The sequence below is a fragment of the Martinezella tropici genome, from assembly GCF_003287875.1.
GTDB lineage: Bacteria > Pseudomonadota > Alphaproteobacteria > Rhizobiales > Rhizobiaceae > Rhizobium > Rhizobium tropici_C.
On sequence record NZ_QMKK01000056.1, the window covers coordinates 14,484 to 32,420 of the forward strand.

Below are 17,937 nucleotides of genomic sequence, written 5' to 3' on the forward strand. Positions count from 1 at the left end.
GACGTTTCACGGACAGGTGGACGGGTTCGTCGAGAACAGAGGCGCTAACATGATCGCACTCGGTGTTCAGTGACTTTTTGGATGTTGAACGGCTTCGATTTTAGGTCGGTCTGTCATCGAGCGCGTTTGCCGTACCCGACCTGCTCAGATCGGGTACAGCGTTTCGACTTAACCTTAGACCTGCCGCAAGCCGCCGTCGACGCACAATTCGGCACCGGCGATGTAGCTCGCATCATCGCTCAACAAGAACAAGGCGGCCGCGGCCACTTCCGAGGGCCGCGCCATTCGCCCCATCGGGATCGGAGCGACAAGTGCCGCACGCATGTCTTCCGAAACCGCAGCCATCATTTCCGTATCCGTTGGACCGGGTGCAACAACGTTGACGCGGATACCTTTGGGCGCGAGTTCTGCGGTCCAGGTTCGGGCATAGGAACGCACGGCTGCCTTCGTGGCGGCGTAAGTTCCGTATGAAGCGTAACCTCCACTATCGGCGATGGATCCGACGAGGACCACCGACCCGCCTTCCGTCATCACGGGCAGAGCCGCCTTCAGGCCAAAAACCATCCCCCGGACGTTGACGTCGAAGTGGCGGTCGAAGTGGTCTGGCGTTATGTCGGTAATCTGCGCAGGCTCGGAAAGGCCTGCATTCAAGACGAGCGCGTCAATACGGCCGCATGCTTTGCGCACTTTTTCGACGGTCTCCACCATATCTTCGGGCACACTGGCATCGGCGGCAATGCCGACCGCGTCATAGCCGATACCCTTGGCAGCCTTCTCGGCATCTTCACTTTTGCGACTGGTAATGAAGACCTTCGCGCCTTCGGCAGAAAGCCGCTCTGCAATTGCCAAGCCTATACCTTTGGCGCCGCCGACGACCAGGGCAACCTTGTTACTCATTCGAGCCATCGTAAATCCTTTCAATTGATGGTCTCGTCATGATATACGTCCTATATCTGGTATCAATTACGCACCTGAAGTAGCCTAGATATGGACGAGTATACTGACCTGGAAGCACTTTCTCATCGCGCCTGTGGCGACATGGCACGGGTTCGCCCGGTGCTCGACAAGATCGCTGACAAATGGACGATCCTGATACTGACAGTGATCTGTCCCAAACCCTCGCGCTTCAACGAGATCAAGCGGCGCCTCGATGGGATCACGCACAAGGCTCTGGCCGACGCTTTGAAGAGGCTTGAGCGGAACGGCCTCGTGACGAGAACCGTACTCCCAACGCAGCCGATCGGTGTAGAATATGCCATTACTCCACTAGGCCATTCCCTGCGGGAGCCGTTTGAAGCACTGTGTGCATGGGCAGCGGCCAACGGCGACAAGGTCGAGGCGGCCATGCTGCGCTATGACAACATGGCAAATCGTCGGTGACGATGGCGTTATGACCGCTTCCGGCGCGCAAGGGACCTAGGGCCCAGGCTCTTGCTGGCCCTAAGCAGCCAATGCATCCCATTGCGTTATTTCCCGATCAGAGCCAACTGTCGATCAAAATCAGCGGGATCGAAATAGTCGCGCCATACGGTGATCGATCCCTCCACGACCGTAAGCGTCCCCATGACCGGAAGTATGATTTTTCCACCGCCCTCATGCAGGAAGACGTCGAGCCGTTCGTTGAGGATGACATTTCCGGCCGCCGCGATCTGTGTCACCGTCCAATCAACCGTGAATGTCGTTCCAATTCCGAAATCACGGTGAAACTTTCGGACGTTCTCCCGCCCGACGATATTCGGGAACGGTACGTTGTCGTACAGCACGGCTTCGGAAAGCATGGCGATCGCCTCGTCGATATGGCCGGTGTTCCAGTGGCCGAAAAAGGTCAGGGCTGTCTTGGTTGGGTCGGTCGACATTCAGTGAATTCCTTCTTGCGTGGTTCGAAAACCGAGCGACAAATTTCAGAGAGTTCTGGCTCGCAATGCTGAAAACCTTTCAGACCAGCCGCGCTCCACCATCCAGGTTGAGGGTCGCGCCGTTCATCCAGCCATTCGCCATCAAGAACACGATTGCCGCCCCGGCTTCCTCAGCGCTCCCGAGACGATGTAATGGCAATGTTGCCTTTAGGGCCTCGACAAAGGCGTCGCGACCGTCGCCAAGCGCCTTGCCAAGCAGCGGAGTATCGATCGGACCCGGCGAAAGGGTGTTCACGCGGCGCGGCGCGAGTTCCAGCGCAAGGCCGCGTGCCAGTGCTTCCATCGCCGCCGAAGCGGCAGCGAGAACGGCGGTCCCATAGGCATTCGGCCGATCGCCCAGTGCTCCGGAAATGAATGTCACCGAACCGTCGCCGGCGAGCCGATCTCCAAGTGCCCGAAGAGTATATATCGCCGCCCAGATGCGCTCTTCGAACGCGCGGCGGAGATGGTCGACGTCGGCTTCCAGCACCTTGCCGATAACGAAGCTTCCGGCCAGCAAGACGAGGTGATCGACATGCTCGATATCAGCGAGCGCGGATTCGATGGTCTCGCGCTTGGTCACATCGGCGACCCTCCAGCCGCTGAAGCCATGTTGTTCTGCGGCTTCTTTTGCCCGCTCGGCGTCAAATCCGACCACGATGACTTTTGCGCCGAAGGATTTGGCTTGGGTGGCTGCGGCGAGACCGATCCCCGAGGTGCCGCCGACGATGAGTATGGTCTTGCCTGAAAGGATATCCGAGATGTTTGATTGAGTGCCCATCGCTCTGGCTCCGTTTTGAAGGCGCTCGATTGCGCCGACGGCCAGAAGCTAATTCCAATTGGATCGATTGATAATTGGCCCGCTATTCGCTTTACTCATGCCACCATGGCACAAATCGGTATAGAACGTCTCACGGGCCTGATTGCATTCGCGCGGGCCGCATCCCTGGGAAGCTACACGGCGGCAGCCCGTGCGCTCGCGGTGTCACCGTCGGCCGTCAGCAAGAGCGTCCAGCGGCTCGAGCAGCAGCTCGGCATCGTCCTGTTCCTCCGTACCACGCGCTCTCTGACGCTTACGCCGGAGGGCCGCGATCTGCACGATCGCGCGCTGCGTCTCTTGCGGGAAGCCGAGGATATCGAGCAGGCCGCAATGGCTGCCCGCGCCGACCCGTCCGGCATTCTCCGGATATCCGCACCACTTCCGGTTGGCGTGCATATACTCGGCCCGGCGCTCCCTCGCTTGCGCGCACGTCATCCGAAACTCGCAATCGATCTGCGCCTGGGAGATCAGTTCGTGGACATGATCGAAGAGGGTGTAGACGTCGCCATTCGGGTTGGAGCGCTGGCCGACTCCCGCTTGAAGTCCCGACGGCTTGCGCCGCATCGCCTTTGCGCCTTTGCTTCGCCCGACTATCTGAGACGACGGGGTACGCCTCGACATCCTGACGAGTTAACGGGGCATGACTGCGTCAATTTTCGCTTCCAGAGCTCGGGCCAGACACTTCGCTGGCCCTTTGCATCAGGAAAACGCGTCTTCGAGGCCACGCCAGAGATTGGGATCACGGTGGACACAAGCGATGGTGTCGCCGCTGTCCTCGTCGCCGGCGGCGGCGTCGGCATCTCTCCAACCTACATCGCCGCGCCATATGTGAAACGCGGCGAACTCGTGCCGATCCTCACCGCCTTCGCCGTTGACCGCTCCAGCATGATTGCGCTCTGGCCGGAGAGCCGCCGCGCCAATCCGAATGTCAGAGCATTCCTGACATTTCTCGATGAGGTTTTCCCGGCACGCCCACCTTGGGATGAAGTGGTATTTGCCGGACAGTAGTGTTGCGGGGTCTGGGTACTATCAGGTCGACGGTGCGTATGATGCGCTGTTCTCAGCCGATCTGGCATATCAGCAGATTGAAGGCTCGGTGATCGGCGGCCGGCAGCAGCTGCGCGACGTCGCCTGCGGTTCCGCCGCCGCCATAATGTGGCATGGCATTTCAGTCGCGAGGATTTGAAAGTAGAGGCCGGCGAGGTTATCGAAACAATCCTGTAGCTGGGAACAAAGCAGAGGGCGGCCTCGACGGTCAAGCGCGTGCAAGTCTTTTCCGAAGAGATCAGAAGCTCTGGCTGGCGGGTTGGGTCAGTGATTGCGAAATACACGGAAATTGAATCTGGCAGACGAAATGATGGTGGAGCCGGTCCGAAACGTGACACAGTCTTCTTCAGTGAAATCAGGATCGGTACGATAGTAGACCGAACCTACCCCGGCCGTCTTGCCAGAAGCAGACGTATAAGAGAAGGACGATCACGATGACGGAAGTGCTGGATGAGGGGCCTTTCTTTCATGGAACAATCGCGGATTTGCGCGTGGGTGATTTCCTCACCGCAGGATACCGGTCGAATTATCGTCCTGAAGTGGTGATGAACCATATCTATTTCACTGCCATTCTGGACGGTGCCGGACTTGCCGCTGAAATCGCGGCCGAACTCAGCGGGGGCGGCGCAGTCCCACGTGTTTACGTCGTAGAACCCACAGGGACATTCGAGAACGACCCGAACGTCACCGACAAGAAATTTCCCGGCAACCCCACTCGATCGTATCGCAGCAGCGCACCGCTCAAAGTCGTCGGCGAAATCACGCATTGGACCAGATTGACGCCTGAAGCACTACAGGTATGGAGAGAACGGCTAACCGCACTGCGCTCAGACGAACGAGGCGACATCATCAACTGACGCGAGATGGTCAGCTTTCCACCCCGAGTTAGACAACTGGTCCCATATCCAGAACGGCGGCTTTGAGGACATCTCGCAGCCTGGTTCAACGGCCAAATAAGACGCAAAGTACAGTTGCTTCCTCGCCCGGAAAAAAGGATATGAACCTTCGTCGCCGTTGATCAATTCGGATCAATTACTCTGTCGCAGATACCCGCGGGCAGGACGGTCCTCGCCATGCGTTCAAAGGCATACGTCCGGGTACCGGCTCATCGCCTGAGGAGACACTGTCGAGGACCTCGGTCATCGTCGGCCCGGATCAGGCGGCGGAAATAGCCGGAGCGGTGAACTCTTCGACCTTGCCGCCGGTATAGCCCGGACGCGCGCCCTCGAGGACGTTGTAGGGGAAGGCCGTCGGGATCGCGCTGACCTGATCCAGGCGCGCGATCTGCTCGGTCGACAGGGTGACCTTCGCGGCAGCCAGGTTGGAGTTGAGCTGCTCGATGGTGCGTGGACCGATGATCGGTAGCGTGCCCTTGGCAGCGACCCACGCGATCGCGGCTTCGCCCGGCGCGACGCCCAGCTCGCTCGCGACTTCGATCAGGGTGTCGAGGATCGCCGTGCGCTGTGGCGAATTCTCCTGCTGGAAGACATTGCCGCCCATTCCTTCCTTACGACCGGTCTCGCCCTGGCGATACTTGCCGGTAAGAAGGCCGCCGCCCAGCGGCGACCAGGAGACCATGCCGAGACCGAGCGACTGGCCGGCAGCAAGCAGCTCCTGCTCACTGGAGCGGGCCACCAAGCTGTGCTCGAACTGGAGGCCGGCAATCGGAGCCGCGCCGCGCAGCTCGGCGATGGTGACGGCGCGCGCGGCGCGCCACGCGGGGAAGTTCGACAGACCGGCGTAGAGAACCTTGCCGGCGCGCACGAGATCGTCGAAGCCGCGCACGATCTCTTCGGCCGGCGTCACACCGTCCGACATGTGGACGAACAGGATGTCGATATAGTTGCTCTTCAGCCGCTTCAGGCTATCCTCGACCGACGCGACCATCGCCTTGCGGCTATTGCCGGTGACCACGATGCCGTCCTTGGCGCCGGCGGGCATCGTGTACTTGGTGGCGACGACGAAATCGTCACGGCGGCCGACCAACGCGTCGCCGATGATTTCTTCCGACTGGCCGCCCTGATAGACGCCGGCCGTATCGATGAAGTTGCCGCCTGCATCTGCATAGGCGTCGAGGATGCGACGTGACTCGCCGCGCTCCTGACCATAGCCCCAGCCTGTGCCGAACATGCCAGTGCCGAGCACCAGCTCGGAAACGCGCAGACCCGTGTGCTGGCCGAAAAGTTTGTAGCGCATGTCTGTTTCTCCTGATGGATTTTTTAATTGCGATCGCAATGTATCGCCGTCGAGAGCACTACTTGACTTTAATTGTGATCGCAACTAAAAAATCTGGAACTTGGATCGGAGAGTTTTTTATGCGTGTTTCGAGGGAGAAGGCGGCAGAGAACCGGGATGCGCTTCTCAGCGCCGCCAGCCGTCTTTTTCGGGAGCGGGGGATCGACGGAGTGGGCGTCGCAGAGGTCGCCAAGGAAGCTGGGCTCACGCACGGCGCGCTCTATGCGCATTTCCAGTCGAAGGATGAGCTTGCCGCAGCGGCATTTTCACATGGCTTCGCGGCCAACATGGAAGCCACGCGCGAATGGATCGGCGACAGACACATGGCGTTCGAGGAACTGCTTGACGGATATCTTTCTCCCTATATGCGCGAGAAGGTCTCCGACGGTTGTCCGATGGCCGCGTCCGTCAGCGAAATCAGCCACCATGATGAGGCCGTCAGCGAGAGTTTTACCAGCGCGTTCATGACCTGGGCCTCAATGAACGAAGCTTCTCTCGAACCTTCGATCCCCGGGTCCAACCGTCGAAGACTGGCGCTTGCCGCTACTGCTGCTGAGATCGGCGCTCTCGCCATCTCTCGGGCCGTGGCCAAGGCGAACCCTTCGCTGTCGGACGAGGTGCTTGAAGCTGTGCGGGCCGCATTTGCTGACGCCCACGAGGTCGTAAAGACGCGGACCAGATGAGATATCAGCCGGTCCCGCGACGCGTGAGGGGCACAAAAGCGGCTCAATTTAATCTGGGCCGAGGTTTGTGGGAAGGCCTAGCGACATGAGCGAAAAATCATCCGCTCTTCAAACTGTGCCGCCCAATTGAAGCTTCAATTGCCTCAACAAAAAGCCCTGCCTGGTGGGGCCAGGCAGGGCAGCAACAGGAGCACTGTTGAACGCGCGAGCCGGGTGTGAACTGGAGTTCAGTAACTTGCGCACTTCAATCTATCATTGTGTGACGGTTTTGTGAATGCCACCATTCGCATTTCGGGCCGAACCAGAACTACGCTCTTTCGCACGAACTACTCGCAAACGGTTTCGCGCACTACGACCCGATGATGATGGCGGTAGCCGTAGCGCCTTTCCGTCCAGCACCGGTGATGATACCGATAGCGAGGGCCATCATAGTACCCATCATATGCGTAGGGAGGGGGATCGCGATAATAGCGTGGTGGCGGCCGATCATAGTCGTAGCGAGGCCCAACTCCGTATTCAAAGTAGACCTGAGAGAATGCCGGCGAGGCGGCCAAAGTCGTTGTGAGCGCTAGCGCCGCGATTATGATTCTTTTCATGGCTTTCTATCCTGATTTACATATAACTGCGAGGCGTTGATCCACGCCTTGGATGTAGTATGCCATGAGCGCTGTTCGTGAATACGGACGAAAGTCGCGACCAAGTACGGACTTAGGCCTCATGCCCGCGATGGCATCGCTAGACGGTAACACCTTTCAGCAAGGACAAGGTCGAGGCGCAGGCCCAGGTTCTCACTTCAAGCTCGGGGATATGCTGGCTAGGTGGACAAGACACTGTTCGGACACTGACACGATGAAGGATGGGGCGGTGTTCCTGGATTTTTCCATGAGAAAACGACCAGTTTTAAGCGTGTTTTAGGACCAAACTGGAATTCCAAACTGCGCGTTTTGCGGGCGATGCTAGCGGTTACTCACATTGGGAGTGAAACGCTTGTCCGTAGGCCTCTGCGGCCGAAATGCCGAAAACTTGCCACCTCATGGGAAGACACGGGAGCGCCGTTGTTGGCAGGCAGCGACGCTAAGAGGAGGGAGCGGGATGGGAATTATCGGCCCGGAAGTTTCTAATCGCGTGAGCAAGCACCCGGCCCACGCGGCATATTGGTCGAGGCTGGGACGCTGGCCAGGAAGGTTCTTGATTTGCTTGCTGGTAATGTGAATTTTAATTACTATCTCATAGTACTCAGCGAAAAGGAGTGTCCTTATGACTTCCCTAACGGTAACGATGAAAGGGCAGGTCACATTAAAGCGGGATTTACTGCAGCACCTCGGCATCAAGCCGGGCGAACGCATTGACTTTGACAAACTGCCTGGCGGCGAGCTTCGGGTGAAAGCTGCAAAGCCCACTGGAACGATTGATACCTTCATCGGCCGGCATGCGGGCAAGGTTAAAAAGCCGATAACGATTGAGGAAATGAATGAGCTTGCCGCCGCTGGTTGGGCGGGTGACGAATGAAAATCTCCGTCGATACAAATGTGCTGGCTCGTGCCGTTTTGCAGGACGATGCAGAGCAAGGCCGCGCCGCGAGCAAGCTCCTGAGAGAGGCCTCGCTCATCGCGGTTTCCCTGCCATGCATGTGTGAATTGGTTTGGATACTGCGCCGGGGGGCGAAGCTGTCGAAAGAAGATGTCGCCGTGACGATCCGCGATTTGCTGGATGCCGGAAATGTGGTCATGAACCGACCGGCTGTCGAGGCCGGGCTTGCGATCCTTGAGGCCGGCGGAGATTTTGCCGACGGTATCATGGCCTATGAGGGCAATTGGCTAGGTGGCGAAACCTTCGTTTCGTTCGATAAAAAGGCGGTTGAACTACTTACAGAGCAGGGGCAGGCGGCGCGGCTTTGTCCTGATGGTGCAGCACAGTAGATATCTGCCCACTCCCATAATGTGGTGGAGTTGTTTGCCCGGTCAGCGGAAGAAAATATTGATGCGGCCATAAGGATGCCGAAAGGCTGGTCAGTTTCGGCTACATTGCCAGACGCGCGGCCCGCCCATTCTTCCGGTCGGCGTTGCTATAATAACCTGCCGCCTGCGGGACCGACTTGTGCAGCGACTGCTGCATGGCTTCCTGCAGGGGGATGCCGCGATTGGCCGCCTCGGTTAGATACCCCGATCGTAGTCCATGCGCCGAAAACACCTCCGGGTCCAAACCGGCCTGCTTGCATCGGGTTTTCAGGATCAGATTGACCGACTGCGGCGTCAGTGCTCGCCGATCAATATTGCCCCATTGATCGATGCGCCGGAACACCGGTCCGGTGTCGATCCTGGCCTCCGCAAGCCACTGCTTGAGCGCCCCCACCGGCCGGCCGATCAGAATGACATGTACTCGGTCTTCAGCCGTCGTCGTCTTGGTGCGGCCGAGATTGATGGTGAGACACGGCAGGAGAGGGGAGGAGGCATTCCTCGGATCGGCATGCACCGGTTCCTCGTCGGTCAGATCCTCGACGCGCAGGTCGGCGACCTCGGAGCGCCGGCGACCGCCGGAGGCAAAGGCGGTCATCAGCAGGGCCCGATCGCGGACGTCGGCCAGCCGATCGCCGGCACAAGTGGCCAGCAGCTTTGCCAGGACATCACCGGTGACGGCCCGTTTGCTCTTGCGCCGCCTTGGCCGAGAGCTGGCCCTCACGGCCAGCCGGAGCGCAGATTTCAGGGAAGGGGCGGTAAATGATCCTGTCAGCCCGCGCCAGCGCGTCAGGATCGACCAGGAGGTCAGCCGCCGGCGCACGGTGTCAGGCGCATGCGGGCCATCGACACGCAGCAGGCCCTTGGCACGCAATCCCATCTCAACGTCATCCGGCATGCCGTGGGAAGGATCCTCAACACGTTCGACGGGGTCCCAGAGATGGTGAGCGACGAATTTCAGCAAGAGGCTCTCCGGTGCCGGCCAGGGGAGGGGCGCGCCGGTGGCGAGCTCGCACCAGGCTTCGAGATAGCCGAGATCGGAGGCAAGGGCGCGAAGGGTATTGGCGCCCATGCCCTCCTTGGCCAGATGCTTGAGGGTGGCGACGTCCTCGTCCGTCAGTAGGGTTGCCAGCTGATCGCGGCGATCAGAGGGCAGGATGGCGTCGAGCGCATCGAGCTCCTCGACGCGCCTTTCAGCCGAAGTTGATGACGCGCCGCTCATTTCGGCAGTCCGTGCTCGTCATAGAGATCGTCGTGGTTCGACGTCTGATCACCGTTTGCCGGGCGGCCCGCGGCTGCCAGCGCAAGAAAATCATCCACCGCGCTCTGGCCCTGCTTCGGGAGCGCCGTGAGGACGGCGATAGGCTGCCCGGCACGGCAGATGACGATCTCGTCATTGCGCCGGGCGAGGTCCACCAGCTCTTCGAATCGTTCCGCCGCTTCCAGAATATCCGCAAAAATCTTCATCGCTATTGCCCCTCACCAGACCCGTTCGTGCAGCACAGTGTCGAAAGCCACGTCCAGCGACAAGAAGGTGCAGTGCTCCAGCCGTGTCTGGGCGGCGAGAATGCGATCCCAGGGATCGCGGTGATCCCAGTCGAAGCTTGCCGCCAGCTCGGCATGCAGATCGCTGATGGCGAGCGTCTGCAAACCGCTGGCGGTGACCGCGGCACGCAATTCCTGCGGCTTCAGGTCTAGCTTTTTGAGGCGCATCTTGTTGTCGAGCTCGTAGAAGGAGACGGCGCTGACGAGGACAGTGTTGGCCTTGTCCTCGATCAGTGCCTGGGCCGTGCCGGACAGCCGGTGGCTGCCGATCGTCCACCAGTAGACGGCGTGGCTGTCGAGCAGCACCTTCATGGCTTGGGCTCGCGCCCGGCTGGCCCGCCCTGCCAGATGCCGACATCGTCGTTGAAGTCGCCGGCGTCGATCGCCGCCTGCTCAGTGTCGACATCGTCGAAGAGGTTATCCGGCAGGCCACGCTGGCGCAGCAGGCCGAACGGGCGTTTACCACCGTCGGCCGGGCCGATGCGGGCGTAGACTTCATTGCCGCGCATGATAACAATTTCCTCACCCTGGTTGGCTCGTTCGAGCACCTCGGCGAAATTCTTGCGCGCTTCGCTGATCTTGTAGCTGGTCTGAGGCATTGTGCGCTCCGATAATGGCTTTTGAAGCTACAGTAGCATCGTGAATGTTCGCGTACAAGCCGTGTGTACGCCTCACTATCGATACTTGATACTTATCGATGGTAAGAGGCACAGAAAGCTGTCGTCTGACCAACAGAAACAATCATCGATTTCGATTCATTATGACGAAAGAATAGCGTTAATTCATATGGTTAATGATGTCGAAACTGGGAAATTTCGGCCCGACATCGGGTAAAAGGGCTGATGTAGCTTTTCCGTCCCGATTTCAATTGAAGCGTGGCTGCCTGCTTCAGACTGCTGTCGTTAAGAATCCTGTCCAACTCAGGCGCCACGTGACGCGCTGTTGACCATTGCTCGCCTGGAATTGCGCGTGCCGGCTTTGAAATTTGATCCTGAGATCGCTTCGGCAAAAGGAAAAGCTCAATGAAATCGTTAGCGGAAAATCGACCTTGATCAATTGGTTAAACGTAACCGGCGCATGACCTTTTGCCGTTTGAAATGACAAAATGAAACCCACATCAAGAGTCGCAAACTTTGAGGGGTTTCCAAGCTACTCGTAAGGTATCTCTCAGAAGATCCCGATAACCAACTGGTGTAACGGGCGGAGCCCAGCCAGCCGAGTTTGAAGGCTTGGTGGTCGTCCCTCACAATGATGGTGTCGCGGAGTCAGGAAGGGCCTGCTCCATAGCATCGCGGAGAGACGACCATGAAGCAGTATGCCGGCATCGATGTATCCTTGGAATACTCAAATGTGTGCGTAGTGGATGCGGATGGCCGCATTGTGCGTGAAGCAAAGATACTGAGCGAGCCCGAAGCGCTGATTGCCTGGTTTGGCGAGCACGGCGTTGCGATGGAACGGATCGGTCTTGAGGCAGGCCCTTTGTCGCAGTGGCTCCATGCCGGGATGGCAAGGGCGAGTCTGGCGGTCGAACTGATCGAGACGCGCCACGTGCGGGCGGCCTTCAAGACGATGCCGGTTAAGACCGACAAGAAGGATGCACGGGGCATTGCGCAGTTGATGCGGCTAAGGTGGTTCAGGCCGGTCCACTGCAAATCGCTTCCGGCCCAGGAGGTGCGTGTGCTGCTGACCGCACGCAAGCTCATCCAAGGAAAACTTCACGACATCGAGATGAGCATCCGTGGCATACTGCGCGGCTTCGGCCTCAAGGTAGGGCCGACCACGCGACGCACCTATGCAGCACGAATCCGCGAGCTGATTGAAGGCCATCCGACTTTGGAGGCGATTGCCGCATCGTTGTTGAAGGTGCGCGACGCACTTGCGGACTGTTTCGAACGAAGGCTCCGTGGTATGGCCCGTCAGGACGATAGTGCGCGGCGGCTCATGACGACTCCCGGGGTTGGCGTTCTGGTGGCGTTGACATTTGTGTCGGCCGTTGACGCTCCTGTGTCGGCCGTCGACGCGCCTGAGCGTTTCCGATCATCCCGAGCGGTGGGGCCGCATTTCGGATTGACACCGAAGAAGTATCAATCGGGCGAGACCGACTACAGTGGTCGCATCTCGAAGATCGGCGATGTGGGTGTGCGAACCGCGCTCTACGAGGCGGCCAACGTCATCCTGACCCGGCCGGTCAAAGGCTCGGATCTTAAGACTTGGGCGCTGGCGGTCGCAAGACGGGCGGGACCCAGAAAAGCGCGCGTTGCACTGGCCCGCAAGCTGGCGGTGGTGTTGCACCGCATGCTCAGAGACGGAACCGACTTCATTCCTCGCAAGGCCACGCCAGCCATGGCCGGCTGAGGAGGAGGGTGAAAAGGATGTAACAAGACAAGCTTTCGGGCGGGCCATACCATCAGCCCCCCGAGCAAGGTCCCTTCGCCGGGACGATGGATGGGTTAGGCCGCAGTGAGGGAAGCAGCACTAGTCGACTGCGCGTCTCTAGATTGGCCAACCGCTCCTCAGCAGACCCCATACAGCAGCGACCTTGCGTCGACTGCGGACAGAAGCAAGCACTCGGCGAGGGATTGAGCTCATAAGGGATTGACTCGGAAAGACCCTCATTCAGCACTTTGGACGGACTTCCCGAGTACCGGCTAGGGTGTCCGGCTTTTTGCGTGGCCATCGCGAGGCGCAGTTCGATGGGCGCTGTCGTGTTCTTTGGCGATGATCCCTTCGAGCTCGTGACCGCAGGCGATCGGGCTTGCCAAAGGTCGCGTCGAAACGAGATCTCAGGCCAGGCTGTATGAGACCAGTCAACGGCTGATCGGAGAGGCACCCGGCGACCTCATGGAAACGCAAGCAGTCTTGCGCTAATACAATTATGTCTGAATGCACTTTACAATTGCGCTTGATGAGAATCACTATTGCACACTGACTGAAATTCGATTGAATTGAAGATATATTTAATTGGAGGAATGGGTGCGGTTCTCACAAACTCAGATCAATCTTCTGTATGACTCGATCCGGGCCGCATTTGTGCCTGATGAACTGGAAATTTTGCTTTCTGTACGGTTTGGCGTCAGATACGGCGCAATTGTTGCTTCGAGTAAAACAGATGATTATCGCGTCTTCAAACTCGTAGAGCACTACAACGCCAAATACGAGATCGAACATCTGGTCGCCGCGGTCCGCGATGCGCGGCCGAGCGTCCCGGAGTTCACCGAACTGGCGGAGGCCGCGGGGCTGATCCAATTGCCAGCGTTTTCTGTGCTCCAGGCACTTGCCCGTCCCTTGCAGGGCGGCACGGTCGGCCAGGATCCAGGCGATTTTCGCCGTAAGCTCGCCGTGCGCGAGAATAGTCTGTGTCGCATCGTCATCGACAATAGACGTTTTGGGACGGGGATGTTGATCGGCGAAGACATCGTTTTGACCAATCACCATGTGATCGAAAAGGCTATTGCGGCTGATGGCGAGAGCCTGAACAATGTCGTTTGCGAGTTCGACCACCGTGAAACCGCCCAACGCGTGATGAGTCCTGTCATGCCGGTTCAAGCCACGCGGGTACTCGCTTCCAGTCCGTTTGCCGAAGCCGATCAGGCCGTTGAGCCTGCCAATACGGCGCCGGAGTTCCTTGACTATGCCGTCATCAGGCTCGCCAAAAGAATCGCTGACCAGCCGATCGTCGAATCTGGGGAACCGCGGGGAATGACCCGTCTTTTAGAGAATTCACCCGAGCTCATCGTAGACCAAGGCCTGTTGATCCTGCAGCATCCAAACGCCATGCCCATGCGCCTTGATCTTGGGTCGGTCACCTGGCGAAATCCTGTACGCATCCGCCACTCCGCTCACACCTTGCATGGCTCGTCGGGCGCTCCAATCTTCGATGCTGATCTCTCTCCGGTTGCTCTGCATCATGCCGGTTATGAAACATCTGCGGTAAATCAGGCGATCCCGATATCGCTGATCATTGCAGACGCTCGGGCCAAAGGAATATCGCTATGAATGTGACGCTCACCGTACCGGAAAGGGTTGCTCTTTTCGAGCTGTTCGATTCGTGTCCAGACAATGACACGATCGAAGAGGTGTTCTACACGATCCAGGTTTCGCTGCACGACATCACCGAGCCGAAGAAAAAGCCGCTGGTTATCCAGCGGTGCCTGACTTACCTCCAGGAAGATCACAAGAAATGTTGCGCGATTGCCAAAGAACTCTGCAAGCGATTTAGCCAAAACCCGAGCGTTGCAGCTGTCCAGCAGCTAATAGCGAGGCTCGAGCGTCCGATCCCCGCGACGTTGGCCGACGTCATCCTGATCGACATCAAGGTGATTATCGATCGCACCCATCTGCGCGGCACCCTAGAAGACATTATCGTGCACGGCTTCCCTCGGCCCGTCATTGGCGTTTCCGGGCCGCGCAAGGCCGGCCGCACGCACTCATGGCACCTGATCCGGCACGTTGCCGACGAGAACGGCATTCAGCGCATCAAACTCGATCTGAAAGCCTGGATCGCCGAGGAGCAGACCCTTGAGAGCCTGGTCGACCGCATCGTCGAGAAAGCGCAGCTCACCGATTTTGCGGCAAAAAACTGTATTGGCGTAACGCCTGAAGTGAAAGGACAAAGGTACGCGACCGCTCTCGCCGAAGCTCTAGCAGAGCGTCCCCCAAGACAACGTCTCTGGCTCGTTTTTGACAGCGTCGATCAACGTGTGGATCCTGCAATCGGGCCATTCATCAAGGCGCTGTGCGAGGCCGCTTGTGACAACGTCTTCACCAACTGCACGATTTTCGTCCTTGGGTGGGGACCGGATTTTGAATTGAGCAATGCTTTCAAGCCGAGGATTGAACAGCTTTCCGAGTTCCTACCGTTCGAATTGACCGCTGCCGCAGAAGCTATCAACAAGATCGGCAATCCTCCACTGAATGCTGCTGTCCTGCAACAACGCGTCGACCGCATTCATGCTGCTGCGCGCAGCAGCCTTTGGCCTGACAATGTTCCGGATATCGAAAGACTTCTTCTAGCATTGGGCGAGGAGGTTCGAATTCTATGACGGAGAACCCGGCACCTTCGCGATCGACGGCTCTTTCTCAAGTTCTCCAGCTCGGAAGCGAGGCTAAGGACATTCTTCTCGCCGCCGCCGTTAAGGAGCGGTGGCGGCTAGACGAACTTATCGACGACTGGTTCGAGCGCCATCCAGATGCGGACGGAGCATCTTTTCGGCTGGCGATGCATGCAGCCGCAGAGCTCGAACGTGCATCGTCTTCAGTAATCGATCGCAACGGGCAACCGGCCCGGGAACTGACAAGCGAATCCCGCCTGAATCTCCTGGAGACCGCAGGCGTGAAGCTTGTGCGCGCCCTGACGAAGACCGCGGGCGGGCCGAACACCTTGACGGAAACACTGTTTCACGCGCTTCTGAACTCCTTGCCAGTTGGTTCGCTGTCCAGCCCTCAGGAGTTGTTGGCATTACGCACGGCGGCGGCCTGGGCTCAGGCCGCCGGTGTCGAGTTGCCATTTACGGCTGCAGAAATCGAGCGCAAAGAGCGTATTGCTTCGTTCGAAGCCTATCTTGCTGGCCCAGACCTCGCCAAATTCGTCGGTCGCCGCAGCTTGCTGCGCGTCTTTGAAAACCTGTGGGATATGGCGGGCGATGTCCGTCCGTCGATCCTTCTTTCCGGGGCGGGTGGAATCGGCAAATCTCTCACGGTTGCAAAGTTTTTGCTCGACCGCCTGCGCGACCCGAACCCTAGCCGTCGGCCGCTGGCTATCCTGCACTTTGACTTCGACCGTTTCGACCTTCAGGATGCGCGCTTGGGCACCTTTGTGACCGATGCGCTGCGGCAGGTCGGAAAATGGTGGCTGCCGCATCAGGCAAATATGTTGATGGATTTGGCCCGCATACCCGCAAGCTTTGCATTCGAAGGCGTCAGCTTGGCAATTCGAGGCGAGGAAGCCACACGCGATGACCAGAGAATTGTCGACGAGATGGTGCGTCACCTGCCGCATGATGAGACGCAGCCCCCGCTGATAGCCGTGTTCGCTGATACGTTCGAGAAGGTCGACAGCTACAACCCGACCGCAGCCCAGGGCTTGCGGGATTTTTGCGAAATGCTACGATTCTCAGGCGCCGACGTCTTCGAGATTTACGCATCGCGTTCGTTTACCCGGCCCAGCGAGTTCGCCAACAAGTGGACCCGAAAGCCTGCCGCCCAACCGCGTCTTGGTAGACTGGGACAGCGGGAATCAATCCTGTACCTGAAACGGGCAGCAGCCGAACGAAATATTGCGATGGACGATGAAACTGCTCATCAGGCTCAAGTCGCGCTCCGTCGCATGCCGCTGCGTTTGCGCTTGGCTGTCGCGCTTATGGGTCACGACAGCAAGTCCTTCGACGCCAAAGCATGGCTGGAGCAATGCAGTAGCGAAGAGCTCGGGTCGGACGCGATCTTGTACGAGCGCGTTCTCAACCGTCTTCGAGATCCCCTGAAGAAGCTTGCGAAGCCCGGTCTGCTCCTGCGTCGGCTCAGCGCGGAGCTGATTTCCGAAGTGCTGGCGGACGCTTGCGGATTGCCGAAGGGACTTGCCGCGGCCGAGGCGATCATGACTGAGGCCCGCAAAGACCAGGCACAACTCTTCTTCACCGATCAGGGCGACCCAGACGCTCTCTGGCACATCGACTATGTGCGCAGCGAGATGCTAGACGATCTCGTGCGGGACATTGACCCGGAGGTCTTCCGAATGGTGCACAGGTTGGCGGTCGAATACTATGCTCGCCGACCCGACACCGCTCTGTATCGGGCAGAGGAGCTTTATTCGCGTCTCCAGTTAGAGGAGGATGCGGAGGTATTGGACCAGCGCTGGACGGCTGCGGCTGGACGACGGCTGCGAGGTGCCGTTGAGGAACTCCCCCTCGAAAGTGCTCGCTATGTTCGCACCAGGACGGCTGGCGGCGCTGTAGGATCGATCGAACGCGACGCCTCACGCTACGAGGAATTTCGCTTGGAGGCGCGGCGACGCTTGCAGTCTGGGAATGCAAACCTAGAGGACATCCTCGAGCGAGCACAAGTGAAAAAGAGCGCCATCTCGCCGCTGGGCGATATCTATGTGCAGTCGCTGCTGGCAACTGGGCGAAGCGATGAGGCACTTGCCGGGGCGATCGAACTGCGGCAAAGCCGTGGCCGTGTTTCGTCAATCGTGAGACTTGGCGTCTATTCCACTGCCGCGGCCCTCCTTGAGGCCCGCGGTAACTATCATGTCGCAAGTGAGTTCTGGAGCCTGGCGGAGGTCGCCGCGGAGAACGCGCGCGCCGTCGATCAGGTTGCACCAGCCATCGGCGTCCTCAGGTCGCGCCGGCGGCGCGGTTCGCGGCCGCGGCAGGACGCAATCAAAAGAGCGACTGCTTTAGTCCTTCAAGCAGACACGGATCTTTTTGAGCGTCCGGTGACCGCGCGTGAAGCGGTAGCGGAGCTCGCTGAACAGATTTTTGATATACCGCGGGACGGAATAGGTACGTTCCTGCTTCAGCTCGGTTCTTTTCTGATGGACACCGACCAGTTTTTCCTCAGCAGGCTTGATGAGACAGCAGGCCATCGGATTCGCCTTGCTGAATATCTGGCACCAGATGTTCCGGCGGATGGATCTGCGGCATCAATCAACAGGCGGGCCTCGAAGGCGCTGTATTCGCGCGAACCTGAGCTTGTCAGGCTTTTGATCGACGCGATGCGCCGTGAGGTCGACGCATCACTAAAGCTTACCGGCTCCTAGT

The 17,937-nt window shown here is 58.8% G+C and carries 18 protein-coding genes; 10 read left to right on the top strand and 8 right to left on the bottom strand.

The features are described from left to right. Positions 1 to 174 precede the first annotated feature (174 nt). Positions 175 to 906: an SDR family NAD(P)-dependent oxidoreductase gene (locus tag DQ393_RS29430; protein ID WP_112345250.1), complete on the bottom strand. Its 732-nt coding sequence runs from the start codon at positions 904 to 906 to the stop codon at positions 175 to 177. Between the two features lie 81 nt (positions 907 to 987). Here DQ393_RS29430 and DQ393_RS29435 point away from each other — a divergent pair, with 81 nt between their 5' ends. Continuing rightward, entirely contained in the window at positions 988 to 1,380 is a 393-nt protein-coding gene (locus DQ393_RS29435) for a winged helix-turn-helix transcriptional regulator (RefSeq protein WP_112345251.1), read from the top strand. Positions 1,381 to 1,466: 86 nt separating this feature from the next. Here DQ393_RS29435 and DQ393_RS29440 read toward each other — a convergent pair whose 3' ends face one another. After that, positions 1,467 to 1,856: a limonene-1,2-epoxide hydrolase family protein gene (locus DQ393_RS29440; protein ID WP_112345252.1), complete on the bottom strand. Its 390-nt coding sequence runs from the start codon at positions 1,854 to 1,856 to the stop codon at positions 1,467 to 1,469. A gap of 79 nt (positions 1,857 to 1,935) precedes the next feature. Further along, a complete protein-coding gene (locus tag DQ393_RS29445; RefSeq protein WP_112345253.1) occupies positions 1,936 to 2,676 on the bottom strand; it encodes an SDR family oxidoreductase in 741 nt (246 codons plus the stop codon). Between the two features lie 105 nt (positions 2,677 to 2,781). Between DQ393_RS29445 and DQ393_RS29450 the strand changes: the two genes are divergently transcribed. Together DQ393_RS29450 and arr are read left to right on the top strand one after the other, a co-directional pair. Further along, complete coding sequence (locus DQ393_RS29450; RefSeq protein ID WP_112345254.1) at positions 2,782 to 3,723, top strand: LysR family transcriptional regulator; 942 nt, start codon at positions 2,782 to 2,784, stop codon at positions 3,721 to 3,723. Positions 3,724 to 4,196: 473 nt separating this feature from the next. Then, entirely contained in the window at positions 4,197 to 4,619 is a 423-nt protein-coding gene (gene arr / locus DQ393_RS29455; protein WP_112345255.1) for an NAD(+)--rifampin ADP-ribosyltransferase, read from the top strand. A 298-nt stretch (positions 4,620 to 4,917) separates the two neighbouring features. Here the strand turns inward: arr and DQ393_RS29460 are convergent, their stop codons facing one another. Next, positions 4,918 to 5,958, bottom strand: coding sequence for an aldo/keto reductase (locus DQ393_RS29460; protein ID WP_112345256.1), 1,041 nt, complete (start codon positions 5,956 to 5,958; stop codon positions 4,918 to 4,920). A gap of 14 nt (positions 5,959 to 5,972) precedes the next feature. Between DQ393_RS29460 and DQ393_RS29465 the strand changes: the two genes are divergently transcribed. The 3 genes from DQ393_RS29465 (at position 5,973) to DQ393_RS29480 (ending at position 8,599) form a co-directional block, all read left to right on the top strand. Next, positions 5,973 to 6,680, top strand: a complete 708-nt coding sequence (locus DQ393_RS29465; RefSeq protein WP_245430491.1) for a TetR/AcrR family transcriptional regulator — start codon at positions 5,973 to 5,975, stop codon at positions 6,678 to 6,680. Positions 6,681 to 7,937: 1,257 nt separating this feature from the next. After that, entirely contained in the window at positions 7,938 to 8,189 is a 252-nt protein-coding gene (locus DQ393_RS29475; protein WP_112345259.1) for an AbrB/MazE/SpoVT family DNA-binding domain-containing protein, read from the top strand. Continuing rightward, positions 8,186 to 8,599: a type II toxin-antitoxin system VapC family toxin gene (locus DQ393_RS29480; RefSeq protein ID WP_112345260.1), complete on the top strand. Its 414-nt coding sequence runs from the start codon at positions 8,186 to 8,188 to the stop codon at positions 8,597 to 8,599. The genes DQ393_RS29475 and DQ393_RS29480 overlap by 4 nt, the downstream gene beginning before the upstream one ends. A gap of 100 nt (positions 8,600 to 8,699) precedes the next feature. Here DQ393_RS29480 and DQ393_RS29485 read toward each other — a convergent pair whose 3' ends face one another. The 4 genes from DQ393_RS29485 to DQ393_RS29500 are packed head-to-tail and all read right to left on the bottom strand — an operon-like array spanning position 8,700 to position 10,779. Next, positions 8,700 to 9,857 (bottom strand): site-specific integrase, encoded by a 1,158-nt coding sequence (locus DQ393_RS29485; RefSeq protein WP_112345261.1) that lies wholly within the window; start codon positions 9,855 to 9,857, stop codon positions 8,700 to 8,702. Beyond that, a complete protein-coding gene (locus DQ393_RS29490; RefSeq protein WP_432422045.1) occupies positions 9,854 to 10,108 on the bottom strand; it encodes a type II toxin-antitoxin system Phd/YefM family antitoxin in 255 nt (84 codons plus the stop codon). Before DQ393_RS29490 ends, DQ393_RS29485 begins: the two co-directional genes overlap by 4 nt. A gap of 6 nt (positions 10,109 to 10,114) precedes the next feature. Further along, positions 10,115 to 10,492, bottom strand: coding sequence for a type II toxin-antitoxin system VapC family toxin (locus DQ393_RS29495; protein ID WP_112345263.1), 378 nt, complete (start codon positions 10,490 to 10,492; stop codon positions 10,115 to 10,117). Then, positions 10,489 to 10,779, bottom strand: a complete 291-nt coding sequence (locus DQ393_RS29500) for a type II toxin-antitoxin system Phd/YefM family antitoxin (protein ID WP_112345264.1) — start codon at positions 10,777 to 10,779, stop codon at positions 10,489 to 10,491. Before DQ393_RS29500 ends, DQ393_RS29495 begins: the two co-directional genes overlap by 4 nt. A gap of 706 nt (positions 10,780 to 11,485) precedes the next feature. Between DQ393_RS29500 and DQ393_RS29510 the strand changes: the two genes are divergently transcribed. The 4 genes from DQ393_RS29510 (at position 11,486) to DQ393_RS29525 (ending at position 17,936) form a co-directional block, all read left to right on the top strand. Beyond that, entirely contained in the window at positions 11,486 to 12,535 is a 1,050-nt protein-coding gene (locus tag DQ393_RS29510) for an IS110 family transposase (protein WP_112345265.1), read from the top strand. Positions 12,536 to 13,153: 618 nt separating this feature from the next. After that, positions 13,154 to 14,176 (top strand): trypsin-like serine peptidase, encoded by a 1,023-nt coding sequence (locus DQ393_RS29515; RefSeq protein ID WP_112345266.1) that lies wholly within the window; start codon positions 13,154 to 13,156, stop codon positions 14,174 to 14,176. Next, a complete protein-coding gene (locus DQ393_RS29520) occupies positions 14,173 to 15,222 on the top strand; it encodes a hypothetical protein (protein ID WP_112345267.1) in 1,050 nt (349 codons plus the stop codon). The genes DQ393_RS29515 and DQ393_RS29520 overlap by 4 nt, the downstream gene beginning before the upstream one ends. After that, positions 15,219 to 17,936, top strand: coding sequence for an ATP-binding protein (locus tag DQ393_RS29525; protein ID WP_112345268.1), 2,718 nt, complete (start codon positions 15,219 to 15,221; stop codon positions 17,934 to 17,936). Before DQ393_RS29520 ends, DQ393_RS29525 begins: the two co-directional genes overlap by 4 nt. Position 17,937 lies beyond the last annotated feature (1 nt).